20 protein-coding genes and 1 tRNA gene are annotated in these 22,059 nt (G+C 29.1%); 9 read left to right on the plus strand and 12 right to left on the minus strand.

The window, feature by feature from the left end; genetic code table 11:
- Positions 1-44: 44 nt before the first annotated feature.
- The 6 genes from RH99_RS05850 to purR all read right to left on the minus strand — a co-directional run bounded on the left by RH99_RS05850 (position 45) and on the right by purR (position 6,089).
- Positions 45-1,466, minus strand: coding sequence for a sensor histidine kinase (locus RH99_RS05850; RefSeq protein ID WP_010235233.1), 1,422 nt, complete (start codon positions 1,464-1,466; stop codon positions 45-47).
- Between the two features lie 3 nt (positions 1,467-1,469).
- Positions 1,470-2,156, minus strand: coding sequence for a response regulator (locus RH99_RS05855; RefSeq protein WP_010235235.1), 687 nt, complete (start codon positions 2,154-2,156; stop codon positions 1,470-1,472).
- Between the two features lie 171 nt (positions 2,157-2,327).
- A complete protein-coding gene (locus RH99_RS05860; RefSeq protein WP_010235237.1) occupies positions 2,328-3,302 on the minus strand; it encodes a ribose-phosphate diphosphokinase in 975 nt (324 codons plus the stop codon).
- A gap of 22 nt (positions 3,303-3,324) precedes the next feature.
- The gene (glmU, locus tag RH99_RS05865) at positions 3,325-4,695 is read right to left on the minus strand and encodes a bifunctional UDP-N-acetylglucosamine diphosphorylase/glucosamine-1-phosphate N-acetyltransferase GlmU (RefSeq protein ID WP_010235239.1); all 1,371 of its coding nucleotides are present in this window, start codon (positions 4,693-4,695) and stop codon (positions 3,325-3,327) included.
- Between the two features lie 176 nt (positions 4,696-4,871).
- A complete protein-coding gene (spoVG, locus tag RH99_RS05870; protein ID WP_010235241.1) occupies positions 4,872-5,156 on the minus strand; it encodes a septation regulator SpoVG in 285 nt (94 codons plus the stop codon).
- A 123-nt stretch (positions 5,157-5,279) separates the two neighbouring features.
- Positions 5,280-6,089 (minus strand): pur operon repressor, encoded by an 810-nt coding sequence (purR, locus tag RH99_RS05875; protein WP_010235245.1) that lies wholly within the window; start codon positions 6,087-6,089, stop codon positions 5,280-5,282.
- Between the two features lie 249 nt (positions 6,090-6,338).
- Here purR and murC point away from each other — a divergent pair, with 249 nt between their 5' ends.
- The 4 genes from murC to RH99_RS05895 all read left to right on the plus strand — a co-directional run bounded on the left by murC (position 6,339) and on the right by RH99_RS05895 (position 12,302).
- The gene (gene murC, locus RH99_RS05880; protein ID WP_010235248.1) at positions 6,339-7,715 is read left to right on the plus strand and encodes a UDP-N-acetylmuramate--L-alanine ligase; all 1,377 of its coding nucleotides are present in this window, start codon (positions 6,339-6,341) and stop codon (positions 7,713-7,715) included.
- Between the two features lie 316 nt (positions 7,716-8,031).
- Positions 8,032-9,762, plus strand: coding sequence for an ABC transporter ATP-binding protein (locus RH99_RS05885; RefSeq protein ID WP_010235250.1), 1,731 nt, complete (start codon positions 8,032-8,034; stop codon positions 9,760-9,762).
- Complete coding sequence (locus RH99_RS05890; RefSeq protein ID WP_010235252.1) at positions 9,762-11,543, plus strand: ABC transporter ATP-binding protein; 1,782 nt, start codon at positions 9,762-9,764, stop codon at positions 11,541-11,543. The genes RH99_RS05885 and RH99_RS05890 overlap by 1 nt, the downstream gene beginning before the upstream one ends.
- Before the next feature lie 438 nt (positions 11,544-11,981).
- Positions 11,982-12,302 (plus strand): hypothetical protein, encoded by a 321-nt coding sequence (locus RH99_RS05895; RefSeq protein ID WP_010235254.1) that lies wholly within the window; start codon positions 11,982-11,984, stop codon positions 12,300-12,302.
- Between the two features lie 126 nt (positions 12,303-12,428).
- On the opposite strand, the gene RH99_RS05900 is transcribed toward RH99_RS05895, so the two are convergent.
- Genes RH99_RS05900 through RH99_RS05910 form a run of 3 tightly spaced genes read right to left on the minus strand, consistent with a single transcriptional unit; the run spans position 12,429 to position 14,264 of the window.
- Positions 12,429-13,205, minus strand: a complete 777-nt coding sequence (locus RH99_RS05900; RefSeq protein WP_010235256.1) for a hypothetical protein — start codon at positions 13,203-13,205, stop codon at positions 12,429-12,431.
- Positions 13,205-13,900, minus strand: coding sequence for an ABC transporter ATP-binding protein (locus RH99_RS05905; RefSeq protein ID WP_010235259.1), 696 nt, complete (start codon positions 13,898-13,900; stop codon positions 13,205-13,207). Before RH99_RS05905 ends, RH99_RS05900 begins: the two co-directional genes overlap by 1 nt.
- Positions 13,884-14,264, minus strand: a complete 381-nt coding sequence (locus RH99_RS05910; protein ID WP_010235260.1) for a GntR family transcriptional regulator — start codon at positions 14,262-14,264, stop codon at positions 13,884-13,886. The genes RH99_RS05905 and RH99_RS05910 overlap by 17 nt, the downstream gene beginning before the upstream one ends.
- A 136-nt stretch (positions 14,265-14,400) precedes the next feature.
- On the opposite strand from RH99_RS05910, the gene RH99_RS05915 reads away from it, so the two are divergent.
- The 5 genes from RH99_RS05915 (at position 14,401) to RH99_RS05935 (ending at position 18,352) form a co-directional block, all read left to right on the plus strand.
- Positions 14,401-14,476, plus strand: a tRNA-Pro gene (locus RH99_RS05915).
- A 229-nt stretch (positions 14,477-14,705) separates the two neighbouring features.
- Complete coding sequence (locus RH99_RS05920) at positions 14,706-16,058, plus strand: [Fe-Fe] hydrogenase large subunit C-terminal domain-containing protein (protein ID WP_010235263.1); 1,353 nt, start codon at positions 14,706-14,708, stop codon at positions 16,056-16,058.
- A gap of 383 nt (positions 16,059-16,441) precedes the next feature.
- On the plus strand, positions 16,442-16,960 hold the full coding sequence (locus RH99_RS05925) for a phosphatase PAP2 family protein (RefSeq protein ID WP_010235265.1): 519 nt from the start codon (positions 16,442-16,444) through the stop codon (positions 16,958-16,960).
- A gap of 141 nt (positions 16,961-17,101) precedes the next feature.
- The gene (locus tag RH99_RS05930; protein ID WP_010235267.1) at positions 17,102-17,764 is read left to right on the plus strand and encodes an HAD family hydrolase; all 663 of its coding nucleotides are present in this window, start codon (positions 17,102-17,104) and stop codon (positions 17,762-17,764) included.
- Between the two features lie 159 nt (positions 17,765-17,923).
- Positions 17,924-18,352: a hypothetical protein gene (locus RH99_RS05935; RefSeq protein WP_010235269.1), complete on the plus strand. Its 429-nt coding sequence runs from the start codon at positions 17,924-17,926 to the stop codon at positions 18,350-18,352.
- A gap of 33 nt (positions 18,353-18,385) precedes the next feature.
- Here the strand turns inward: RH99_RS05935 and RH99_RS05940 are convergent, their stop codons facing one another.
- The 3 genes from RH99_RS05940 to mnmL form a co-directional block, all read right to left on the minus strand.
- A complete protein-coding gene (locus RH99_RS05940) occupies positions 18,386-19,942 on the minus strand; it encodes an ABC-F family ATP-binding cassette domain-containing protein (protein ID WP_010235271.1) in 1,557 nt (518 codons plus the stop codon).
- Between the two features lie 183 nt (positions 19,943-20,125).
- Positions 20,126-20,830, minus strand: coding sequence for a 2-phosphosulfolactate phosphatase family protein (locus RH99_RS05945; RefSeq protein ID WP_010235273.1), 705 nt, complete (start codon positions 20,828-20,830; stop codon positions 20,126-20,128).
- Positions 20,831-20,953: 123 nt separating this feature from the next.
- Positions 20,954-21,913 (minus strand): tRNA modification radical SAM protein MnmL/YtqA, encoded by a 960-nt coding sequence (gene mnmL / locus RH99_RS05950; protein WP_010235275.1) that lies wholly within the window; start codon positions 21,911-21,913, stop codon positions 20,954-20,956.
- Between the last annotated feature and the right edge of the window lie 146 nt (positions 21,914-22,059).

The following is a 22,059-nucleotide window of genomic DNA, read 5'->3' on the forward strand; positions in this document are numbered from 1 at the left end:
GAATTATTATTTCTTTTCATCTTTTTAAAATCATTTGAATACATCTAATCTACCGCTTTTTTCAATGTAAATGTAAATTCCACTCCACTATCTTTACTATTTTTAACCCATATATCTTCCCCATGCTGAGTTAGTATACTTTGCACTATAGGCAATCCAAGTCCTGTACTTACCTTAGAGGTTCTAGACTTATCATTTTTATAAAATCTGTCCCATATATGTTTCAAATCATCTTCTGACAGCAGCTTGCTTTCATTGTATATTGAAACTAAAATCTTATCTCCCTTTATTTTTGTTCCAATACTTACTTTTCCCTCATTTATTGCATATTTAATAGCATTATCAATTAAATTTGTAACAACTTGCATTATTCTATCAATATCACCCATGCCATATAATTCATCTTTGTTGAAACATACATCCACTTTTAATTTCTTTTCATTTATCTTAGTTTCAAATTTTATAACCGTTCTTCTTATTATTTCATTAATATTAATCTTCGTTATGTTTAGAGGTAACTGACCAGACTCTATTGCAGATAAATCTAATAAATCATTTACAAGTCTTGTTAATCTTTGAGTTTCATCATAGGCTAAAGACAAATAGTATCTCTCCTTTTTCTCAGGTATAACTCCATCAAGTATTCCACCAATAAATCCTTTAATAGAAGTTATTGGTGATCTTATTTCATGAGAAACGTTTGAAATAAATTCTCTTCTATTTTTTTCAATTTTAGCTATAGAATCTGCCATATAATTAAAAGATTTAGCCAATTCTCCAATCTCATCCTCTGATTTAATTTCAACTCTTTTTTCTATATCACCATTAGCTATCTTTCTAGCCACATAATTTATCTTTTCCAAAGGCTTAACAATAATTTTCTGAGAAAGATGGTAAATAACGATACAAGCTATTACTATAGCAAAGGTAGCTAAAGCCCAAATTATATAATACACTTTTATAAGTGGTTTCTTTATTTCAGATAATGACGTATTCATCATTATAGCTCCTTCAAAACCACTACCATTATATATGATTGGTACAATATATGTATGAACTGGAGTTTTAAAACTACCTCCATATATATCTTTCCTAGCTATAATATTTCCCTTTCTAAGTTGCTCAATGTCTTCATTTAGAATTTGCTTATCAAGTAATTTACCGTTGTTTTTCATGTCAGATAAAGCATATACGTAACCATATTTATTTACTAGAAGTATATTGGCATTAAAATATTGTTCTAAATGTTCTAATGTATCATTCAGAAAATCATAGGACATACCGCCCTGCATATAATTTACCGCTACAGGTTTTATAAGTGTAGCTGCTCTATAAAGTTCATCTTCTCTTTGCTGAAAATAATAGGATTCAAACCAAACAGATAACAGTCCTGAGACTATAATAAAACTTATAGCTATAATAATAGTATATGCTGCTATCATCTGGGAAAATAATCCTTTTTTCATATACTATTTCACCTCAAATTTATATCCTACACCCCATACAGTTTGTATTTGCCAATTTGATCCACCTTGAAGTTTCTCTCTTAGCCTCTTAACATGTACATCTACAGTTCTAGAATCTCCAGGATAGTCATATCCCCATACTTCACATAAAAGTTGTTCTCTAGTAAATACTCTATTTCTATTATTTGCTAGATAATATAACAATTCAAATTCTTTAGGAGGCATTTTTATCTCTTCTCCATTATATACAACTGAATAGGAATTTATATCAACTATCAATCCATCAAAACTTAATTTTTCTTTTCCTCTATTATCAGTATTATATCTTCTTAATACAGCTTTTACCCTTGCTATAAGTTCCTTTGCTTCAAATGGTTTAACAATATAATCGTCTGCACCCAGCTCAAGTCCTAAAACCTTGTCAAAGGTTTCCCCCTTAGCTGTAAGCATTATTACAGGTGTTTCATATTCCTTTCTTATAGCCTTTAGTACATCTATTCCATCTATATGAGGAAGCATTATATCTAGAAGAACTAAATCTGGCTTGCACTCAATAAAAGTATTCATAGCTTCTTTGCCATCATAGCAAAGCCTTGTATTATATCCTGAACTTTCAAGATATATTTTTATTATATCTGCTATATTTTCATCATCATCAATAATTAAAATTGTTCCTAGTGTTCCTTCCATCTCTTTACCTCCTATGGGTATTATCTTAACCCAGTAATTATAATTTATCACATTCTACATAATTAATCATGAATGTTACAAATTATTAATCATAATTTAAAATATAGTAAAACATCGCAAAACTAAAAATCAGATTGCGATGTTACTTAATTTTAACTTATACATTATATATTATTCTTTATTTGCCATTGTTTCATCAAATATTTTACTTACAGAAATATCTTCATATATTCTTCTTATTGCTTCTGCAAAAATATTTGCCACAGATAAAACTTTTATTTTACTAGCACAACTCTTCTCATCAATAGGTATTGTATCTAATATAACTACTTCTTTAAGTGATGATTTTTCAATTCTCTCCATAGCTGGTCCTGATAATACACCATGAGTACAGCAAGCATATACCTCTTTTGCCCCTAATTTCATAAGTGCATCTGCTGCATTTGTAATTGAACCAGCAGTATCTATCATGTCGTCTACTAATATAACTCTCTTACCTTCTATATTACCAATAACACTCATTACTTCCGATACATTTGGTTTAGGTCTCCTCTTATCAACTATAGCTATTGGTGTTTCAAGTCTTTCAGCAAACTTTCTAGTTCTTTTAACTCCACCAATATCAGGTGAAACTGAAATAAGCTCATCTTTATTCAAATTTAATCCTTGAAAGTACTTAGCAAGTATTGGTGCACCTTCTAAATGATCAACTGGTATGTCAAAGAATCCTTGAATCTGAGCTGCATGTAAGTCCATTGTAAGAACTCTATCCGCACCTGCAGTATGTATTAAATCAGCTACCAGCTTTGCAGTTATAGGCTGTCTTGCTTTTGCTTTTCTATCTTGTCTTGCATATGCATAATGCGGAATAACTGCTGTTATTCTTCCAGCTGATGCTCTTTTAAGCGCATCTAACATAATTAAAAGTTCCATAAGACTGTCATTAACAGGTTCACAAAGAGTCTGTACTACAAATATATCTGCACCTCTTACAGTTTCATTAATATCAACAAAAGTTTCTCCATTACTAAACTTGCTTACCTTAGAATCTCCTATTGCAATACCTAGTATATCTGCAATACTCTTTGCCAAATCAGGATTAGAATTCCCTGTAAATATTTTTATATTCTTTCCATGACATATCATAATAAAATAATCCTCCTAAAGTCTATTTCTTTAAATTCTTTTTTGATACCCAACCTTTTTTTATAACCTGTCTTGCTCTAGCTATTGCTAGTGACCCTTCTGGAACTTTTTCTGTTATTGTAGACCCTGCCGCAATATATGTATTGTCATCCACTTCTACCGGTGACACTAAATTAGTATTACATCCTATAAAGGAGTTATCACCAATTATAGTCTTATGCTTATCTCTTCCATCGTAATTTACTACTACAGTTCCACATCCAAAATTACAATTACTTCCTACTTGTGCATCGCCTATATATGTCAAATGTGATACCTTAGTATTATTACCAATAGTTGATTTCTTAATTTCAACAAAATCCCCCACTCTAACATGATTTCCAATATTACTTTCAGGTCTTATATATGCAAATGGGCCTACTGTAGTGTTGCTACCTATTTTACTTTGCAAAATCACAGAACTTTGTATAGTCACATTTTCACTAATAATGCTATCTGAAATTCTAGAATTAGGATAGAGAATACATCCTTCCTTTATTATGGACTTTCCTTCAATTACATTTCCAGGATATATTATTGTATCCCTTTCTATTTGCACATCTTCACCTATATATGTAGAAACAGGATCAATAATTGTCACACCATTTTCCATGTGTTTTTCGTTAATCCTATTTCTCATTATAACTTCCGCTTCTGATAATTGAACTCTTGAGTTCACACCTAGAGTCTCCTCAAAATCTATAGGCATTGCACCAACCTTTTCTCCAGACGCTTTGAATATTTCAACCATATCAGTCAAATAGTATTCTTTTTGAGCATTATCATTTTCAATTTTATCCAATCCATTTAAAAGAATATTTATGTCAAAACAATACATTGCTGCATTGACTTCTTTAACTTTAAGTTCTTCAGCCGTGCAATCTTTATGCTCAACTATTTTTTCTACATCGCCTTTAGAATCTCTCATAATTCTTCCATAGCCCGTAGGATTTTCTAATATTGAGGTAAGTAAAGTAGCTTTATATTTTCCCTTTTTATGGAAATCAATGAACTTTTTAACAGTGTTTTCCGATATTAAAGGAGCATCTCCTGCAAAAATCGCCACAATTCCATCCTTATCTTTTAGAAAATCTTTAGTACACATAACTGCATGTCCTGTACCTAATTGTTCACTCTGAAAAGAATAAGTTACATTTCTGTCTCTTGTAGCATCTTTTACTTGATCAGCTCCCTTTCCTATTACAACATTCACATCTTGAAAGTCTGCCTTCCTCATCACATCTATTACATGGTTTATCATTTCTTTGCCACAAACTTTATGCAAAACTTTAGGTAAATCTGATTTCATTCTCTTACCTTTGCCACCAGCCAAAATCAAAACACACTTATCCATGCTAACACCTCTTTATGGTTAATAATTTTCATTTACAATATATATTACGACAATTAACCTTTTTTATTATATTTTATTATTAGATTATTTTCAAGATAATAGGACGTTTTTTGAACTTTCTAAATAATATATAATTTTACAAAAAATAAAAAGGGAGCATTTTCCCCCTTTTTATTTTATTCTTCAGTTTCTGATTTTACTTCTTCGTTCTTTACTTTTTCATATTCATCTAAAATTGCTGTCTGTATCTTTTCTCTTGTCGTAGTGTTTATAGGATGTGCTATGTCCTTAAATTCTCCATCTGGAGTTTTCCTACTAGGCATAGCAATAAAAAGACCATTTTGACCTTCAATAACTTTTATGTCATGAACAACAAATTCATTATCGAATGTAACAGAAACTATGGCTTTCATTTTTCCTTCTGTAGTGATTTTTCTGATTCTTACATCTGTAATCTGCATTCTTCAACTCCACCTCCAAGATGCTTTATACTTTACTTATATTCTCTATTTATTATATTTTTCCTTCTTATTTTTCAAAAAATTTATAATTTTTATAAAAATTTTTTGAAAATTTTATTATTTTCAGTTTTCAGATGGAATTAAAATAGCTGATCCATCATCTGATATACCATTAAACTTAATAATAGAAATGTAGTTGTTTACAAGTTTTCTTTTATTCTCTACATTATCCACTAATACACCTATTCCCAAAACTTCGCTATCAAATTCTTTCAATAAATCAATAATTCCTAGAGCTGTTCCACCAGCTTTCATGAAATCGTCAATAAAAATACACTTACTTCCTCTTTTCATAGACCTTCTAGATAAAGACATATTTTGAATTCTTTTTCCAGACCCACTAAGGTAATTTATACTTACAGTAGGACCTTCAGTAACCCTACTGTCTCTTCTTACTATAATAAGTTGAACTCCAAGCATTTTAGCAACTTCATAGGCCAAAGGAATACCTTTAGTTTCAACTGTAACTACATAATCTATTGATAATTTATTGAAACTTAATGATAAAACAGCAGCTGCTTTATGTACCATAACGGGATTATACATTATATCTGTCATGTAAATAAAATTCCCCGGTATTATTCTATCCTTTTCCTTTAAAATAAAGCACAATTCTCTAGCCAACTTATTTTTATCATCTTCTGAAACATCACATGCATATTTAATTCCTCCAGATGCACCTGAAATAGTTTCAATATTGCCTAATTTAAGCTTATTTAATATATCTCTTATAATAACTATATCTTCACTTATTGTTGATTTTGCAGCATTAAAAATTTCTGTAAAATTATTTAAGTTAATAATTTTATTAGGACTTTCAACCAATATTTTCGTTATGGCTGCTATCCTCTGGTTCCTGCTAAACTTCTCCATCCCATCACCTATTTACATTAAAATTACGAATTATTTATGAAATAATTTTCTTATCATTCATATTTTATGCTATATTATAGCCTTTATCAATATAAATATTCTTACTTTTAAATGTTATTCACTATTTTATGTATTGCTTTTTTTCATATTTGTATATAATTAAGAAGGGGAATTTTTTAATTATTAGGTGTAATATATTCTATTAAATAATATTAATTTATAACAATGATTAATTAAGGAGTTGATTTCATGAGTTTTAATTTAAATAATGACTTAGACAAAAAAGTTCACTTTATAGGAATAGGTGGTATTAGTATGAGCGGACTTGCTCAAATTCTGCTTAAAAGAGGCTATACAGTATCAGGTTCAGACATGCATAAGTCTCCTCTTACTGAAAAATTATCAGCACTTGGAGCTGAGGTATATATAGGCCATGATAAAAGCAACATAAAGGATGTAAATTTAGTAATATATACAGCTGCTATTCCAGAAACAAATCCAGAAATAATAGAAGCTAAACGATTAAAAATTCCAATGCTTACAAGAGCAGAGTTTTTGGGATTAATAATGAAAGGTCATAAATATAATGTAGCTATATCAGGAACTCATGGTAAGACTACTACTACATCCATGATCTCTCACATAACTTTAAAGGAAAATTTAGATCCAACTATTCTTGTTGGTGGTGAACTAGATATAATAAATGGTAATGTAAGAACTGGCAAAAGTGAATACTTTATAACTGAAGCCTGCGAATATAAAGCTTCATTTTTAAAATTCTATCCTTATATAGGTCTAATTCTTAATGTGGATGCAGATCATTTAGACTACTATAAAGATATAAATGAAATTCAAGATACTTTTCAAAAGTTCACCAGTTTAATTCCAAAGGATGGTTATTTAGTTGCAAATGCGGACGACATAAGAGCTTCACAAATAGCTTCAAAGGCATCCTGTAATGTTATAACTTTTGGTATAGATAATGGTATTATAACCGCTAAAAGCATACACTTCGATGATAAGGGTTGCGCTTCTTTTGACGTGTATAATTCTAATGACTTCTTATTTAATATAAAACTTGCAGTTCCTGGGAAACACAATGTATTAAATGCTTTAGCATCAATCAGTTGTGCTTTAATACTTAACATAAGTAATGAATCTATATTAAATGGACTTTCAAGCTTTGGTGGTACCCATAGAAGATTTGAATATAAGGGCATAAAGAATGGTGTAATAGTAATAGATGATTATGCACATCACCCAACTGAAATAAAAGCTACTTTATCCGCTGCTAAGAATTATCCTCATAAAAGAGTCTTTTGTGTTTTCCAACCCCATACTTACTCAAGAACACTCACTCTTTTTGACGAATTTAGCAATGCATTTTCAGATACAGATAATCTTATATTAGCTGATATCTACGCTGCAAGGGAAAAAGATACAGGCGTGGTTAGTTCAGATACTCTTGGCGACGCAGTAAGAAAAAACAATGTGAAGTGTGAAAACATACACAGTTTTAAAGAAATAGTTTCATATTTAAGTGAAAACTTAAAAGATGGTGATTTACTTCTAACTGTAGGTGCTGGAGATGTCTTTAAAGTTGGAGAAATGTATTTAGAAAATTAAAATTTATATTGACAAGTAAACTTCAATACTCTATGATTGAAGCATAATATTATAAGGAGGTAGGAAAATGAGATACGGAATTTTATTACTAGGTATTTATAAAAATTTAAAAGATAGTCCTGCCTTAAAAAATATACTTTATAAATAATTTAAAGTTTGCTTTTAACAGTCATGGGCTATCATTCCCATGACTTTTTTATTTTGATATATGCAATGTATTCTATTATGTAAAAGTCCATGGGAAACTGTGGACTTTTTGTTTTATTATAAAATAATAAGTTCATAATAATAACACATCAAAAGGAGGCATTATTACTTGAAAAGAATACTTAAATATTTACCTAAATATTATTTTCTCATACTAGTACCATCAATAGCAATGCTCATAGGTATTGGATTAGATATGTTAAATCCATATCTTGTGCAGGTAATGATAGATAGAGTAATAATATTAAAAAAATACGAACTGCTTAATAGACTTCTTATTTATATTGGCATTATATCCATAGCAAGAGCCCTACTAGGATACATAAAAGAATATTGTTTTGATTACATGTCTACTAAGGTTACCACAGATATAAAAAAGGATTTATTTGATCATATTCAAAGTCTTTCTTTTAGCTATTTTGATAGTATTAACACAGGTGAACTTATGTCTAGAATAGGAGAGGATGTAGAAAATGTATGGAAATCCTTAGGCTTCGGAATAAACTTAATAATAGAAAATGTTTTATATTTTATTATTGCATCTATAATACTTTTCAAACTAAATTGGATTCTAGCAATTATATGTTTGTCTACCATGCCTATATTGATATATGTAACCGCTAAATTAAAGAAAGAGACAGATCATCAATTTGACAAGATAAGTGATCAAATAGCTGTATTGAATACTACGGCTCAAGAAAATATTGCTGGAGTAAGACTAGTAAAAGCATTTGCCAGAGAGAAACATGAAATATTAAAATTTTTAAAACTAAATAGGAATAATTACAATTTAAATATAGGATTAAACCACATATGGAGTAAGTATAATCCACTTCAAGATTTTTTAGGAAATATATCAACACTTCTAGTTGTATGTGTTGGTGGTATTTTAGTTATAAAAAATAATATGAGTATAGGTACTTTAGTTGCCTTTAACGGTTACGTCTGGATGCTAATATGGCCAATAAGAATGATTGGTACTTTTACAAATGTTGTATCTCAAGGATCAGCTTCTGCAAGAAAGATAGATAAAATATTTAATATAAAACCACAAATAGTGACTCCTAAAAATTCAATCTCGCTCAATAATATTAAAGGATACATAGAGTTTAAAAATGTAACCTTTAAATATAATAGTGAAATTGTTTTAAAAAATATTAATTTAAAAATACCAGCCAAAAGTACTGTAGCCATAATGGGTACTACTGGTTCTGGCAAATCCTCTTTAATGAATTTAATAGGACGATATTATGATGTTGCTGCTGGAAGTGTTCTAGTGGATGGAATAGATGTTAGAAACGTAAATATAGAACTTTTGAGAAGGCAAATGGCTATAGTTCCACAGGACACCTTTCTTTTCTCTGATAGCATAGAAAATAATGTAAAATTTAGTAATATCACCGCGTCCAAAATAGAAGTTGAGAAAGCTTGCAATGATTCTTGTTCCCTAGATTTTATAAATGAACTTGAAGAAGGTTTTAATACAGTTATTGGTGAAAGGGGAATAGGTCTTTCTGGTGGTCAAAAGCAAAGACTTTGCATAGCCAGAGCACTTATTAAAAATTCAAAAATATTAGTATTAGATGATTCTACCTCGGCTTTAGACATGGATACAGAATATAATCTATTAAAAAACCTTTATAATAGACAAGAAAAAGTAACTACTTTTATAATTGCCCATAGAATATCAGCTGTAAAAAATGCAGATATTATTGTATTTTTAGAAAATGGTGAGATAGTTGAAACTGGAACTCATAAAGAGTTAATTAACCAAAAGGGGCGTTATTACGAAATTTATTGTGAACAATTTGAATCTTTAGATGAAGATGAGGTGATATAATGGCTAAAAATTCAGTGCGACAAGATGAGGATATAAATAATACCTCCAATAAAGACTTAATAATTAGATTATTTAGTTACTTGAAATCATATAAATTAAAAGTATTCTTTATATTGATACTTCTAATTTATGTAATGATATGTAATCTTTTAAACCCTTATTTAATGAAAATGGCTATTGATAAATATATTTCAGTAAAGAATCTAAATGGGCTTATCTTTATAGCTATTATCATGTTCATAATGAACTCCTTATCAATGCTTGCTTCAAGAACGAGTATTCGAATGATGTCTAAGGTCACAAATAAAATTTTACTTAAGATAAGACAACAGCTTTATGAACACATTCAGAAACTTTCATTTTCTTTCTTTGACAATAGACCAGTAGGAAAAGTTCTAGCTAGAGTAATAGGTGATGTAAACTCTCTCCAAGAATTATTTTCCACTAGTTTAACAAGCTTTATACCTGAAATATTAACACTTATATGTGTAACCTTGATAATGTTTTATATGAACTTTAAGCTAGCTTTAGTTTCCATAATTATTCTTCCATTTTTAGCAATTGCTCTTTTCTCTGTAGAAACAATTTCTAGAGGTAAATGGCAAAATTATAGAAGAAAAAGATCAAATTTAAATGCCTATACCCATGAAGACTTTTCAGGCATAAGAGTAATAAAAAGTTTTTCCGAAGAAGAAAAAACATCAAGAACGCTCTTATTACTTACAAAAAATATGATGAGTACTTTCATAAAAGCGGTAAGGTTAAATGACTCATTTTGGCCGATAGTCACACTTTCCTCTGGGATAGGTACCATACTAGTCTTTGGTTATGGAGTCTCACTTATAAAATCTGGGAATATAACTATTGGAACCATGGTAGCCTTTATTTCTTATGTAAGCATGTTCTGGAGACCTATTATAAATATAAGTAACTTTTATAACACTCTTATCACAAATTTTGCTGCCGGTGAAAGAATCTTCGAAATTCTTGATATTGAACCAGATATAATAGACATAAAAGATGATATTATGCCAAAAATAAAAGGTACTGTAGAATTTAAAAACTTAACTTTCTCTTATGATGATATACCTATTTTAAATAATCTTAATTTTAAAATAAATCCCGGCGAAACTGTTGCTTTAGTTGGCCCTACTGGTTCTGGTAAAACTACTATAGTAAATCTTATAAGTAGATTTTATGATTCTACTAAGGGTGAAGTATTAATCGATAATACTAATGTTAAAAATGTAAATATAGAATCACTAAGATCTCAGATGGGAATCATGTTGCAGGATACTTTTTTATTTTCTTCTACTATAAAAGAGAATATTAGATATGGAAAGTTAAATGCTACGGATGAAGAGGTTATATCAGCAGCGAAATCGGCTAATGCTCATGATTTTATTATAAAACTTGAAAAAGGTTATGATACAGAAGTAAATGAAAGAGGCTCAAGACTATCAGTAGGGCAAAGACAACTTATATCCTTTGCAAGGGCCATTCTAGCAAACCCTAGAATATTAATTCTTGATGAAGCTACCTCAAACATAGACACCTACACAGAGAAATTAGTTCAACAGGGAATAAAAAAATTACTTATTGGAAGAACTTCTTTTGTAATAGCACATAGGCTTTCTACCATTAGAGATGCTGATAAAATAATGGTTATAAATAATGGTACTATAGCTGAGTCTGGAACCCATAATGAATTGATAAAATTAAAGGGTATGTATTATGACTTATTTATGTCTCAATACAAGTTTCTTAATGAACCTATTTAAAAATTATAAGAATATAGCTTAATTCCATTAATTTAAGCTATATTCTTATAATTTTCACTAATAACAAGTTTACTATCATTTAAACTATACTGATCAATGAATGTTATTTAGTTGAAGCTTGTATTCCTACTAACTTTAGATTAGGCATATGAAAATAAATAGTAAGTCAAAGATGCGACGTATATTTTGAAGCCTACAAGGAAATAGGTTCTTTAGATAGTGAGCTATCTGAGGGTTCTATTGACGTGGTGGGATTCAAAATAGACTAGCATACTGACTAGTTATTTATTTGAATGTGCCTTAAGTATACAATAGCTAGTCATCATCTAAATAAACTACATAAAATATTAATTTTAAATTTTATGTGTAAAATTCTATAAATTAGGCAAAATATAATAGAATATAAAAAGCTTATTTTCATGATGAGGAGTGATTAACATGAAAAATTTTATTATCTCAGCAGGCATGGATTTAGTCCTAATACTTATTTCTTATTTCTTATTTAGAAGTATTATTAGTGGACCTACTCGTCATAGATTTTATGAAAAATTCATGAGTTCTTTTGCAAAATTTGTTATTTATATATTTGTAGCTTCAATTTTGATTACTGGTGTAACAGCTCTAATTGTTTATAAAACTAGATATGTAGTATATATTAACGTTATTGCACCAGCATTGGTCTCTATACTTATAGGTTTTATAGTTTCTGTGGTGCCTACAAGAGGTGCAGGTGATAAAAGACATAAGTACCCACATTAATTTATAAAAAACAAAATATATAGAATTTCAATGGTATCATAATGTAAAATAGGGCTTAGTAGCAAATAATCAATCATACTTGCTACTAAACCCTATTTTTAATATTAACTTTATTTAAATAAAAATTTACAAATCCACTTTATTTTCAATTATATATGAAGTTAAAAAGAAGAATGCCCAAAATAGAATAAATTCAAATATAAGTGCTGATATATTGAAAGGTACACTATTCTGAAGGAGTAAATCACTACCGCTCTTACTTACAGTAAATGTAAACCCATTAACTATATCTAATAAAATCGTCTGAGGAAATAAACGATTAAGTCCATCAGATGCAAAGCCAGTTATTATGGATATTATTATAAAAACTATAAAAGCTGCAAACTTTCCACCTCTTTTTTTTGTTATAGCCATTCTAGTTAAAGATATTGAGAAATATATACTTACAAGTAGGGAAATAGCTGTTATACACATACCTATTAAACCTATAAAAAACAGTCTAGTTATATTAACTCCTGAACCTATAAGGTCTAACTGATTTTGTATGTCGTTGGGAGTTGAAATAAAGTAAACTATAAATAATCCGGTTATAATTCCTGTTATTATATAAGCAATTAGAGATACTATAATTTTAGAACCTACTATTGAATAACCCCTTTTAGGTAAAATATATGTAAGATAGCCTTTATCCTCATATAAATCTTGACTAAACAATCCTATACACCATATTAATAGTACTACTGACACCAATCCTGCTATAAAAACAGATAACATTATTATGGCTGGATCAGGCCAAACTCCACTTCTAGTCATTAGAAGTAGATTTAAAATTATAGCAACTGCAACTAATATTCCAAAGGCTCTATACTTGCCTATAATTTCATATTTTATAAGTTTAAACATTATTTAAACACCTCCCTATATAACTCATCTATAGATTTTCCCTTTTCTATTCTAAGCTCTTCTGCATTCCCTTGAAGAACAATTTTACCTTCTGAAATGAATGCTACATCATCAAATAATCTTTCAATATCATTTACCAAATGAGTAGTAACAATCATAGAACTATCATCTCTATAATTTTCTAATATTGCATTTATTATCTGTTCCCGTGCAGTTGGATCTACTCCTCCTAAAGGTTCATCTAAGATATATAATTTTGCTCTTCTTGAAAGTGTAAGGGATAACGTTAATTTCTCCATCATACCCTTAGATAACGATGTCACTTTATCCTCTTCACTTAAATTCATTATTTGCAAAAGTTCCCTACATTTATTATCATCAAAATCATTAAACATATCTTTATAAAATTTAATTGCATCTTTAATTTTCATCCACTTATAAAGAAAGTTTACATCTGGTAAATAGGATACTATAGATTTTGTATAAACTCCTGGATTATTCCCATCTATCTTTATTTCTCCTGATGTGTGTCTTAAAATTCCAGCAGCAATTTTTATAAATGTAGTCTTTCCACTACCGTTTGGTCCTAGAAGTCCAATTATTTTACCTGATGGTATTTCTAAGTTTAGGTCCTCTAGTCCCCTTTTTCTAAAATATGACTTTTTAAGATTTGATGCCTTAAGTATTGGCTCCATCCTTACCCCTCATTTCTAATTCTTTTTTTAATATTTCAATTATTTCCTGTGAATTATATCCTAATTTTGACATACCTTCAACAAAAGTGTATATAAATTTATCAGCCATTTCCTTTTTTAGCAACCTCACTTTTCCCTCATCTTCTGTAATATATCTTCCAAGTCCCCTTTGACTATGTGCTACATTTTCTCTTTCAAGCTCTTGATAAGCTCTTTGAACTGTATTAGGATTTACTTTTATAAATTCAGCTAATTCTCTAACAGATGGAAGCTTTTCTCCCTTTTTTAATTCTTCTGTAATAATTCTTTCTTTTATATAATTCATTATTTGTATATATATTGGAATATTCTCATCAAACTTCATTATCTCACCTCCATATCAATTACTGTTATACTTACATAATACACTAAACATTCATGCTTGTAAATACTTATATTATTAATATTTTAAATTAATCCTTGATTTTTGTTGAGTATTTGTATATAATAATAAATGTTGCCGGGGTGTGGCGCAGATGGGAGCGCGCGTGGTTTGGGACCATGAGGTCGCAGGTTCAATCCCTGTCACCCCGACCAAAAGAGCTATTAAGCTCTTTTTTTTTATTATCTTCATTTTTATCCACTATAATATAAATCACTATCGATTTTTGAAAAATATTCATATATAATTAATATATAAACTTATTGTATTCATTAATAAATAGTTTCTTAAGAATACAATACATATTGTATGGTTAAAATAATAATTGATTCATATTACATAAAATTTATAAATTCATTAAACAATTTAGAGGAGTTGGTTAAAATGAAGCAAGAATATAATAATTTATTTAAATCTCTTGTAGATGCATATTATAAAGATGAATTTGAAATATTCATAAAAAAGACACTTTCAGATCCTTCAATAAACAAAAATGAACTTTCTAATATCATATCTTCTTTCTGTGGAGTAGAGTTAAAGTATACAGATAATGATAATTACATAAAAGATTTAAGAAATGCTATTAAAAACTATAAGTCTGATCATAAAATTGTCAGTAAAATTAGAGATTGTTCAATAGACTGTGCTGATGAAAATGGTCAAACTTCTTGTCAAAAATCTTGTCCTTTTGATGCTATTTTAATTGATAAAGAAAAAGGGAGCTCATATATTCAAGAAGATCTTTGTACAGATTGTGGTTTCTGCGTTGAAGGATGTCCAAATGGCTCTATTTTGGATAAAGTTGAATTTATACCACTAGCTAACCTTTTAAAAGAAAAGAAGCCAGTTATAGCTGCAGTAGCCCCTGCCATAACAGGACAATTTGGAGATAACATTACTATGGATCAACTAAGAACAGCTTTTAAAAGGGTTGGCTTTGCTGATATGATAGAGGTAGCATTTTTTGCTGATATGCTTACCTTAAAAGAAGCTTGTGAATTTAATGAACATGTAAAATCAAAAGATGATCTTATGATTACTTCCTGCTGCTGCCCAATGTGGGTTGGAATGCTGAAAAGAGTATATAATGATATGGTAAAATATGTTTCTCCTTCTGTATCCCCTATGATAGCTGCTGGTAGAGTTATTAAATCACTTAATATTGATTGTAAAGTAGTATTCATTGGACCATGTATAGCTAAAAAAGCAGAAAGTAAAAATAAGGATATTATAGGTGATATTGATTTCGTCTTAACTTTTGCTGAAGTTAAAGACATATTCGAATCCTTAAATATAAAACCAGAAGAACTTCCCGAAGATCCTTCTACAGATTATGCATCTCGTGAGGGAAGACTATATGCTCGTACTGGGGGAGTTTCAATTTCAGTAAGCGAAGCTGTAGCAAAACTATTTCCTGAAAAAAAGGATTTATTTAAAAGTGTTCAAGCAAATGGTGTCAAAGAGTGCAAAGAAATATTAGAAAAAGCTCAAAATGGAGAAGCTAGTGCAAACTTTATAGAGGGTATGGGTTGTATTGGTGGTTGTGTTGGTGGACCTAAAGCTCTTATTCCAAAAGAGAAGGGTAGAGATAAAGTTAATGAGTTTGCAGAAAATTCTAATGTAAAAATTTCACTGGAAAGTGATCAGATGAAAAAGATTTTGAGCAAATTAGGTATAAGTTCTGCTAAAGATTTTATGGATGAGGATAAAATGAAAATATTTGAAAGAGATTTCTAGTTGTAAATATCATTTAGTACAATTATAATCTAGACTATGTATTTTTATATAAAAATATGATATCATTTATACAATAAGAGTGTTGCAAATTTTATTTGCAACACTCTTATTGTATAAGGCACATTCAAATAAATAACTAGTCAGTATGCTAGTCTATTTTGAATCCCACTACGTCAACAGAACCCTCAGATAGCTCACTATCTGAAGAACCTATTTCCTTGTAGGCTTCAAAATATACGTCGCATCTTTGACTTACTATTTATTTTCATATGCCTAAGATTAAAAATTAACTTAAATTTAAAGAAGATTCAACATTAATATTATAAAATGAATCTACAAACTCAGTAAACATTCATAATATATTTTATAGGGTGGTGAAATTTATGAATGCTCTTTTAGATCGTATCCAAAGAAAAGATACTTCAATACTAATGATTTTTAATAGTTCTATAAAATGTAAGATATTAGATATATTTATGCCTATAGTTACTTATGTGGGGTCTGCAGTGTTTGGAATATTATTTTGTGCTATATCTACTATATATTTCAAAACTAGGGTTTTCGGTATGGAAGTCACAGGTGCCCTTTTAATAAGTTCATTAGTTGCTAGATTTATAAAAGTCCATGTAAGTAGAATAAGACCTTATGTAACTTTACAGAATTTATATATTCGTAAAATAGGCATAGACAATTATTCTTTTCCATCTGGTCATACAACGGCTACTTTTTCAATTGCCGTTATGATAGCTTTAAATATACCTACTCTTGGCATTTTTAGTATGTTAATTGCTATTACTGTGGGAGTTTCAAGAATGTATTTAGGAGTGCACTATCCCTCTGACGTTTTAGTTGGTATGTTGCTCGGTACTATTACTTCTCTATGTATATACTTTTGGGTTTAATCTTTTGTTTGTATATTTTAACAATGCTTATTAGAGGCCTTTAAAATAATATTCTTTAACAAACATATATTTGCAAAGCTTATAGATGACTTGTCTTTATATTATAAAATTTTCATGTTATACTTCTATGGAGGTGATATTATGCTAGATAACATTAAAGCCGCTATATTTGATATGGATGGTACGCTTATAGATTCCATGTGGGTATGGAATTTAATTGATACAAGATATTTAAAGAGGAGAAATTTAATAATGCCTCTAAATTTGAGGTCTGATATAGAACATTTAAGCTTTCTAGAGACAGCTCAATATTTCAAAAGAAAATTTAATTTACCAGAATCCTTACAGGAAATAATGGATGAATGGAATAATATAGCATATCATGAGTATGCTTATAATGTAGATTTAAAACCCTTTGCAAAAGAATATTTATATAAATTAAAATCCCTTGACATAAAATTAGCTCTAGCTACTAGTAATTGTACCTTACTTTTAGAAACTGTATTAAAAAAATATAATATATATGATTTATTTGATACTATAACCACTACCGATGAAGTAACTAGAGGGAAAGATTTTCCAGACATATATTTATTAACTGCTAAAAAACTTCAAATTCCACCGAAGAATTGCATTGTTTTTGAAGATATCCTCCCAGCTGTTATAGGGGCCAAGGCTGCTGGTATGAAAGTAATTGGAGTTCATGATTCCTATGCTGAATGTCAAAAGAAAGAAATAATAAAAAGTGCAGATAAATATATAATTGGATATAAAGAACTAACTGAATCTGCTAAAGCTATATAAAACAAAATGGACATTGCAAAATAGAAATATGGATAATGTCCATTTTTATTTTGCAATAAATATGCGTGAAATAATAGGAATATAAATTGTTATAAATAATATTATAATACTATGTTACTAAAGTTTCCTCTAAATTAATATTAATAAGGAGAGAGTATTTTGTTAATCATATTATTTTTAATATTACTAGCTATATCACTATACTTTACATCACATTTTGCAACTATAACTTCTATGCAAAAAAAACAAATAATGCTTCTTGTAAGACAAAATATTAATCTTAAAGATAAGGTTAATAATGAAACTTTGATACTTGACAACGTCACTATATTCTACAGTGTTCCAAAATATAAGTATGGTGCTGTATCAAATTCTTGTAATCTCTATATTGCTCCAATAAAAAAATATGTTATACTTTGTAAATTAAGTTCTAATATGAAACTTAAAATATTAGATTGTGCAAAGATTGATAAAAACATATGGTACGAAGTACAATTTCAATCACAAGACAATATTAATAACAAAGGCTGGATGGAAGCAGAAAATATAATTATTTTTGAGAATGACTTTATTGACTATAAAAATTAAAGGACATCTCAAGTTTGAGACATCCCTTTAATTTTAAACTATCTTTGTTGTCCATTCTTCACAATTCCATATATCAGTAACTACATCTTGATAAAACTCAGGTTCATGACAAACTAAAAGTATACTTCCTTTATATTCCTTTAGTGCCCTTTTAAGTTCCTCTTTTGCTTCAACATCAAGGTGATTAGTAGGTTCATCTAATACTAATATATTTGTTTCTCTATTGATAAGTTTACAAAGTCTAACCTTTGCCTGTTCTCCACCACTTAGAACTGTAATCTTACTTTCTATATGTTTTGTTGTAAGACCACATTTAGCTAATGCAGCTCTAACTTCATATTGAGTAAATGATTGAAATTCATTCCAGACTTCATCTATACATGTATTATAATTAGCCTTTTTTATCTCCTGTTCAAAATATCCTATGTTTTGATAATCACCTAAAGTAACAGTTCCTGAAATTGCGGCAATCTCTCCTAATAAACTTTTTAACAAGGTAGTCTTTCCAAGTCCATTAGCCCCTACCAATGCAATTTTCTGACCTCTTTCCATCTTTAAATTAAGCGACTTTGATAAAGGTGTATCATACCCTATTTTCAAATTATCAGTTTCAAAAATAAGTTTTCCAGAGGTCTTTGCAGGTTTAAAATTAAACTCTGGCTTTGGTTTTTCCTGAGTGAGTTCAATAAGTTCCATTTTATCTAATTTTTTCTGTCTTGCTTTTGCCATACCTGTAGTTGCAACTCTAGCTTTGTTTCTTGCAACAAAATCCTTAAGTTTAGATATTTCAGCTTGTTGCCTTTCATAAGCAGCTTCTAGCTGCCTCTTGTTAGCTTCATGTACTCTTATAAAATCATCATAACTTCCTACATACCTAGTTAACTTTCTATTTTCTACATGATATATAAGATTAATCACACTATTTAAAAAAGGAACATCATGAGAAATTAATATAAATGCATTCTCATAAGACTCCAAATATCTTCTTAACCATTCTACATGACTTTCGTCAAGATAATTTGTAGGCTCATCTAGAAGTAGTATATCTGGATTTTCAAGCAATAATTTTGCTAGAAGTACTTTAGTTCTCTGCCCACCACTAAGATCTGTTACATCTCTATCTAATCCAACATCTGTGAGTCCTAATCCCTTTGCCACTTCTTCAATTTTAGCATCTATTATATAAAATCCACTATTATCTAATAAATCTTGTATAGTTCCCATTCTTTCAAGCAGCTTTTCTAAAGTTTTCTCGTCTACTTCTGCCATTTTATCTGCTATTTCCATAATTTCAGCTTCAAGATCAAATAAATATTTAAAGGCCCCTTTAAGTACATCCCTTATACTTTGTCCTTTTTGAAGTTGTGCATGCTGATCCATGTAACCTACTCTTACATTACTTGACCATTCCACTTTACCTTCATCCGGCATAAGTTTCCCAGTTATTATATTCATAAATGTAGATTTACCCTCACCATTTGCACCTATAAGTCCTATATGTTCTCCTTTTAATAATCTAAAAGAAACGTCTTCAAAAATCGCTCTATCTCCAAAACCATGATTAATATTTTTCACTGTAAGAATACTCATGTTTTCCCTCCAAACTTAATAATTGTCATTTAAAATAAATAGAACTGAAATGTGGAAAATAAACTAATCCATTTCTCTATTTTTTCTTTGAAAACACCCTAATTTACTATTTAAAAATTTAATGTCTAATAAACAGTTTAAATGAGGTTAACAGCTATGTCAAAAGAATTTTTTATTCATAAATTAATGTATAGATCCATCTTTATATTCTGGAACTGAATCAATTATATCCTTTTGGCAACAATACTCTAAATCTTCGTATAAACCAAGCTTGCTTATTTTTTTGTAATGATTTGCATATCTTATGAAACTTTTTATATCTTTATTATTTTCATATATATATAATGCTGTAGTAGCTATATCAGATAAATGAAATTCACGCTTCTTCTTCAATATACTTATTATATAACCGCTACATATAAAATCATCTATAGAAAATTCTCCATTGGTACCCGAATTAACAATAACTATATCATTATTAAGATTAATTAATTTTTTTGCCACTGCCTCAGCATTTATCATAGCTGCAATAATTATATGTTTCGCATTAATGCTAGCTTTTATGGCCCTGGTTCCATTAGTAGTAGTCATAATAAGAGTTTTGTCTTTAACTTTATCTGAATTGTATTCTAGTGGTGAATTTGAAAAATCAAAGCCTTTTATTTTTATGGCATCTCTTTCTCCTCCAAGCATATACTTTTTTCTATCTTTTCTTGCTATTCCTACTGCTTCATCCACTGTAAGAACAGGAATAACTTCTTTGCATCCATTGTTAATTGCAGTTACAATTACAGATGTAGCCCTCAATATATCTATAACTACTACTGATTTATTAAGTATTTTCTTTTCCTTTATATCATCTGCTGATATTATTATATCAATATTCATAATATTTTCCTCCTAAACTACACTTTCCTCTATTTTGTTAGAATAGCTATATATCTTATATTTATGAATCTCTTTTTATATTACTGCTACACTTTTTCATTATAAAAACAAAAATTATTCTGATTAATTTTTATGAAAACATAATCCTTGATAAATCTTTTCTTCTTTCATCTTATTATCAATAGCATTGAGAATTTCCCACTTTTTTAGACTCCATTTTGGCTCTATTAGAAGATTTCTGGGTGCATCTCCAGTAAGCCTATGTATAACAATATTTTCCCTTAGCATAGTAAGAGATTTACATATAATATTCACGTATTCTTCTTCAGTCATAAAATTCATCTTATTATCTTCATATAATTTTACTAAAGGTGTATTCTTCATAAGATGTAAGAGATGCATTTTAATTCCTTGAATATCTATATCCGATATATATCTTATAGTTTTTAGCATATCGTCTTCAGTTTCTCCCGGAAGACCAAATATAGTATGGACAACTACATCTATATTTCTACTCCTCAATCTTTCAAGTGTAATTTCAAAGGCACTTAAATCGTATCCCCTATTAATTATCTCGGCTGTTTTATTATTTATAGTTTGAAGCCCTAACTCTACCCATAGATAAGTCTTCTTATTGTATTCATCAAGTAAATCTAATACAGCATCACTTATACAGTCTGGTCTTGTGGCAATAGCCAAAGCTACTACACCATCTTGCTTTATAGCCTCTTCATATTTATATCTTAAAGTTTCAGTATTCGCATAAGTGTTTGTATAAGCCTGAAAATAGGCTATGTATTTACCGTGCTTCCATTTTTTATTCATCATACTTTTTATATCTTGAAACTGTCTATCTATTGAAAAATTTCGATTCCCAGCAAAATCTCCTGACCCTCTTTCACTACAGAAAATGCACCCTTCATTACTTATGGTTCCATCTCTATTGGGACATGAAAAACCAGCGTCAAGGGATATTTTAAATACCTTTTCACCAAATTTTCCTCTTAAAAAACTATTTAAATTATAATAATGTTTACCATTCCATTTTAAATCATGAATTGAATCAACTTCTTTTTTTATCATATACACCTCATTTTTATAATAAGTTTCTAGCTCCTATTATAATATTTATAATAATTTTATACTTATAAACTTATTCCTACTTTATTTTATTATATAAAAGTACAATAATTCAAATAAAAATTCTTGAAAACTTTTAATAAGTCTCA

Source organism: Clostridium arbusti SL206, from assembly GCF_000246895.1.
Classification (GTDB): Bacteria; Bacillota; Clostridia; order Clostridiales; family Clostridiaceae; genus Clostridium_I; species Clostridium_I arbusti.

Bases quoted from the DNA above. Each gene is read 5' to 3' on its own strand.
- RH99_RS05920 (WP_010235263.1), top strand. From the start codon at position 14,706: ATGAAGCAAGAATATAATAATTTATTTAAATCTCTTGTAGATGCATAT.
- RH99_RS05905 (WP_010235259.1), bottom strand. From the start codon at position 13,900: ATGGAGCCAATACTTAAGGCATCAAATCTTAAAAAGTCATATTTTAGA.
- purR (WP_010235245.1), bottom strand. From the start codon at position 6,089: ATGGAGAAGTTTAGCAGGAACCAGAGGATAGCAGCCATAACGAAAATA.
- RH99_RS05855 (WP_010235235.1), bottom strand. From the start codon at position 2,156: ATGGAAGGAACACTAGGAACAATTTTAATTATTGATGATGATGAAAAT.
- RH99_RS05945 (WP_010235273.1), bottom strand. From the start codon at position 20,830: ATGAATATTGATATAATAATATCAGCAGATGATATAAAGGAAAAGAAA.
- RH99_RS05895 (WP_010235254.1), top strand. From the start codon at position 11,982: ATGAAAAATTTTATTATCTCAGCAGGCATGGATTTAGTCCTAATACTT.
- RH99_RS05850 (WP_010235233.1), bottom strand. From the start codon at position 1,466: ATGAAAAAAGGATTATTTTCCCAGATGATAGCAGCATATACTATTATT.
- RH99_RS05910 (WP_010235260.1), bottom strand. From the start codon at position 14,264: ATGAAGTTTGATGAGAATATTCCAATATATATACAAATAATGAATTAT.
- spoVG (WP_010235241.1), bottom strand. From the start codon at position 5,156: ATGCAGATTACAGATGTAAGAATCAGAAAAATCACTACAGAAGGAAAA.
- murC (WP_010235248.1), top strand. From the start codon at position 6,339: ATGAGTTTTAATTTAAATAATGACTTAGACAAAAAAGTTCACTTTATA.
- RH99_RS05900 (WP_010235256.1), bottom strand. From the start codon at position 13,205: ATGTTTAAACTTATAAAATATGAAATTATAGGCAAGTATAGAGCCTTT.
- glmU (WP_010235239.1), bottom strand. From the start codon at position 4,695: ATGGATAAGTGTGTTTTGATTTTGGCTGGTGGCAAAGGTAAGAGAATG.
- RH99_RS05930 (WP_010235267.1), top strand. From the start codon at position 17,102: ATGCTAGATAACATTAAAGCCGCTATATTTGATATGGATGGTACGCTT.
- RH99_RS05940 (WP_010235271.1), bottom strand. From the start codon at position 19,942: ATGAGTATTCTTACAGTGAAAAATATTAATCATGGTTTTGGAGATAGA.
- RH99_RS05925 (WP_010235265.1), top strand. From the start codon at position 16,442: ATGAATGCTCTTTTAGATCGTATCCAAAGAAAAGATACTTCAATACTA.
- mnmL (WP_010235275.1), bottom strand. From the start codon at position 21,913: ATGATAAAAAAAGAAGTTGATTCAATTCATGATTTAAAATGGAATGGT.
- RH99_RS05890 (WP_010235252.1), top strand. From the start codon at position 9,762: ATGGCTAAAAATTCAGTGCGACAAGATGAGGATATAAATAATACCTCC.
- RH99_RS05860 (WP_010235237.1), bottom strand. From the start codon at position 3,302: ATGATATGTCATGGAAAGAATATAAAAATATTTACAGGGAATTCTAAT.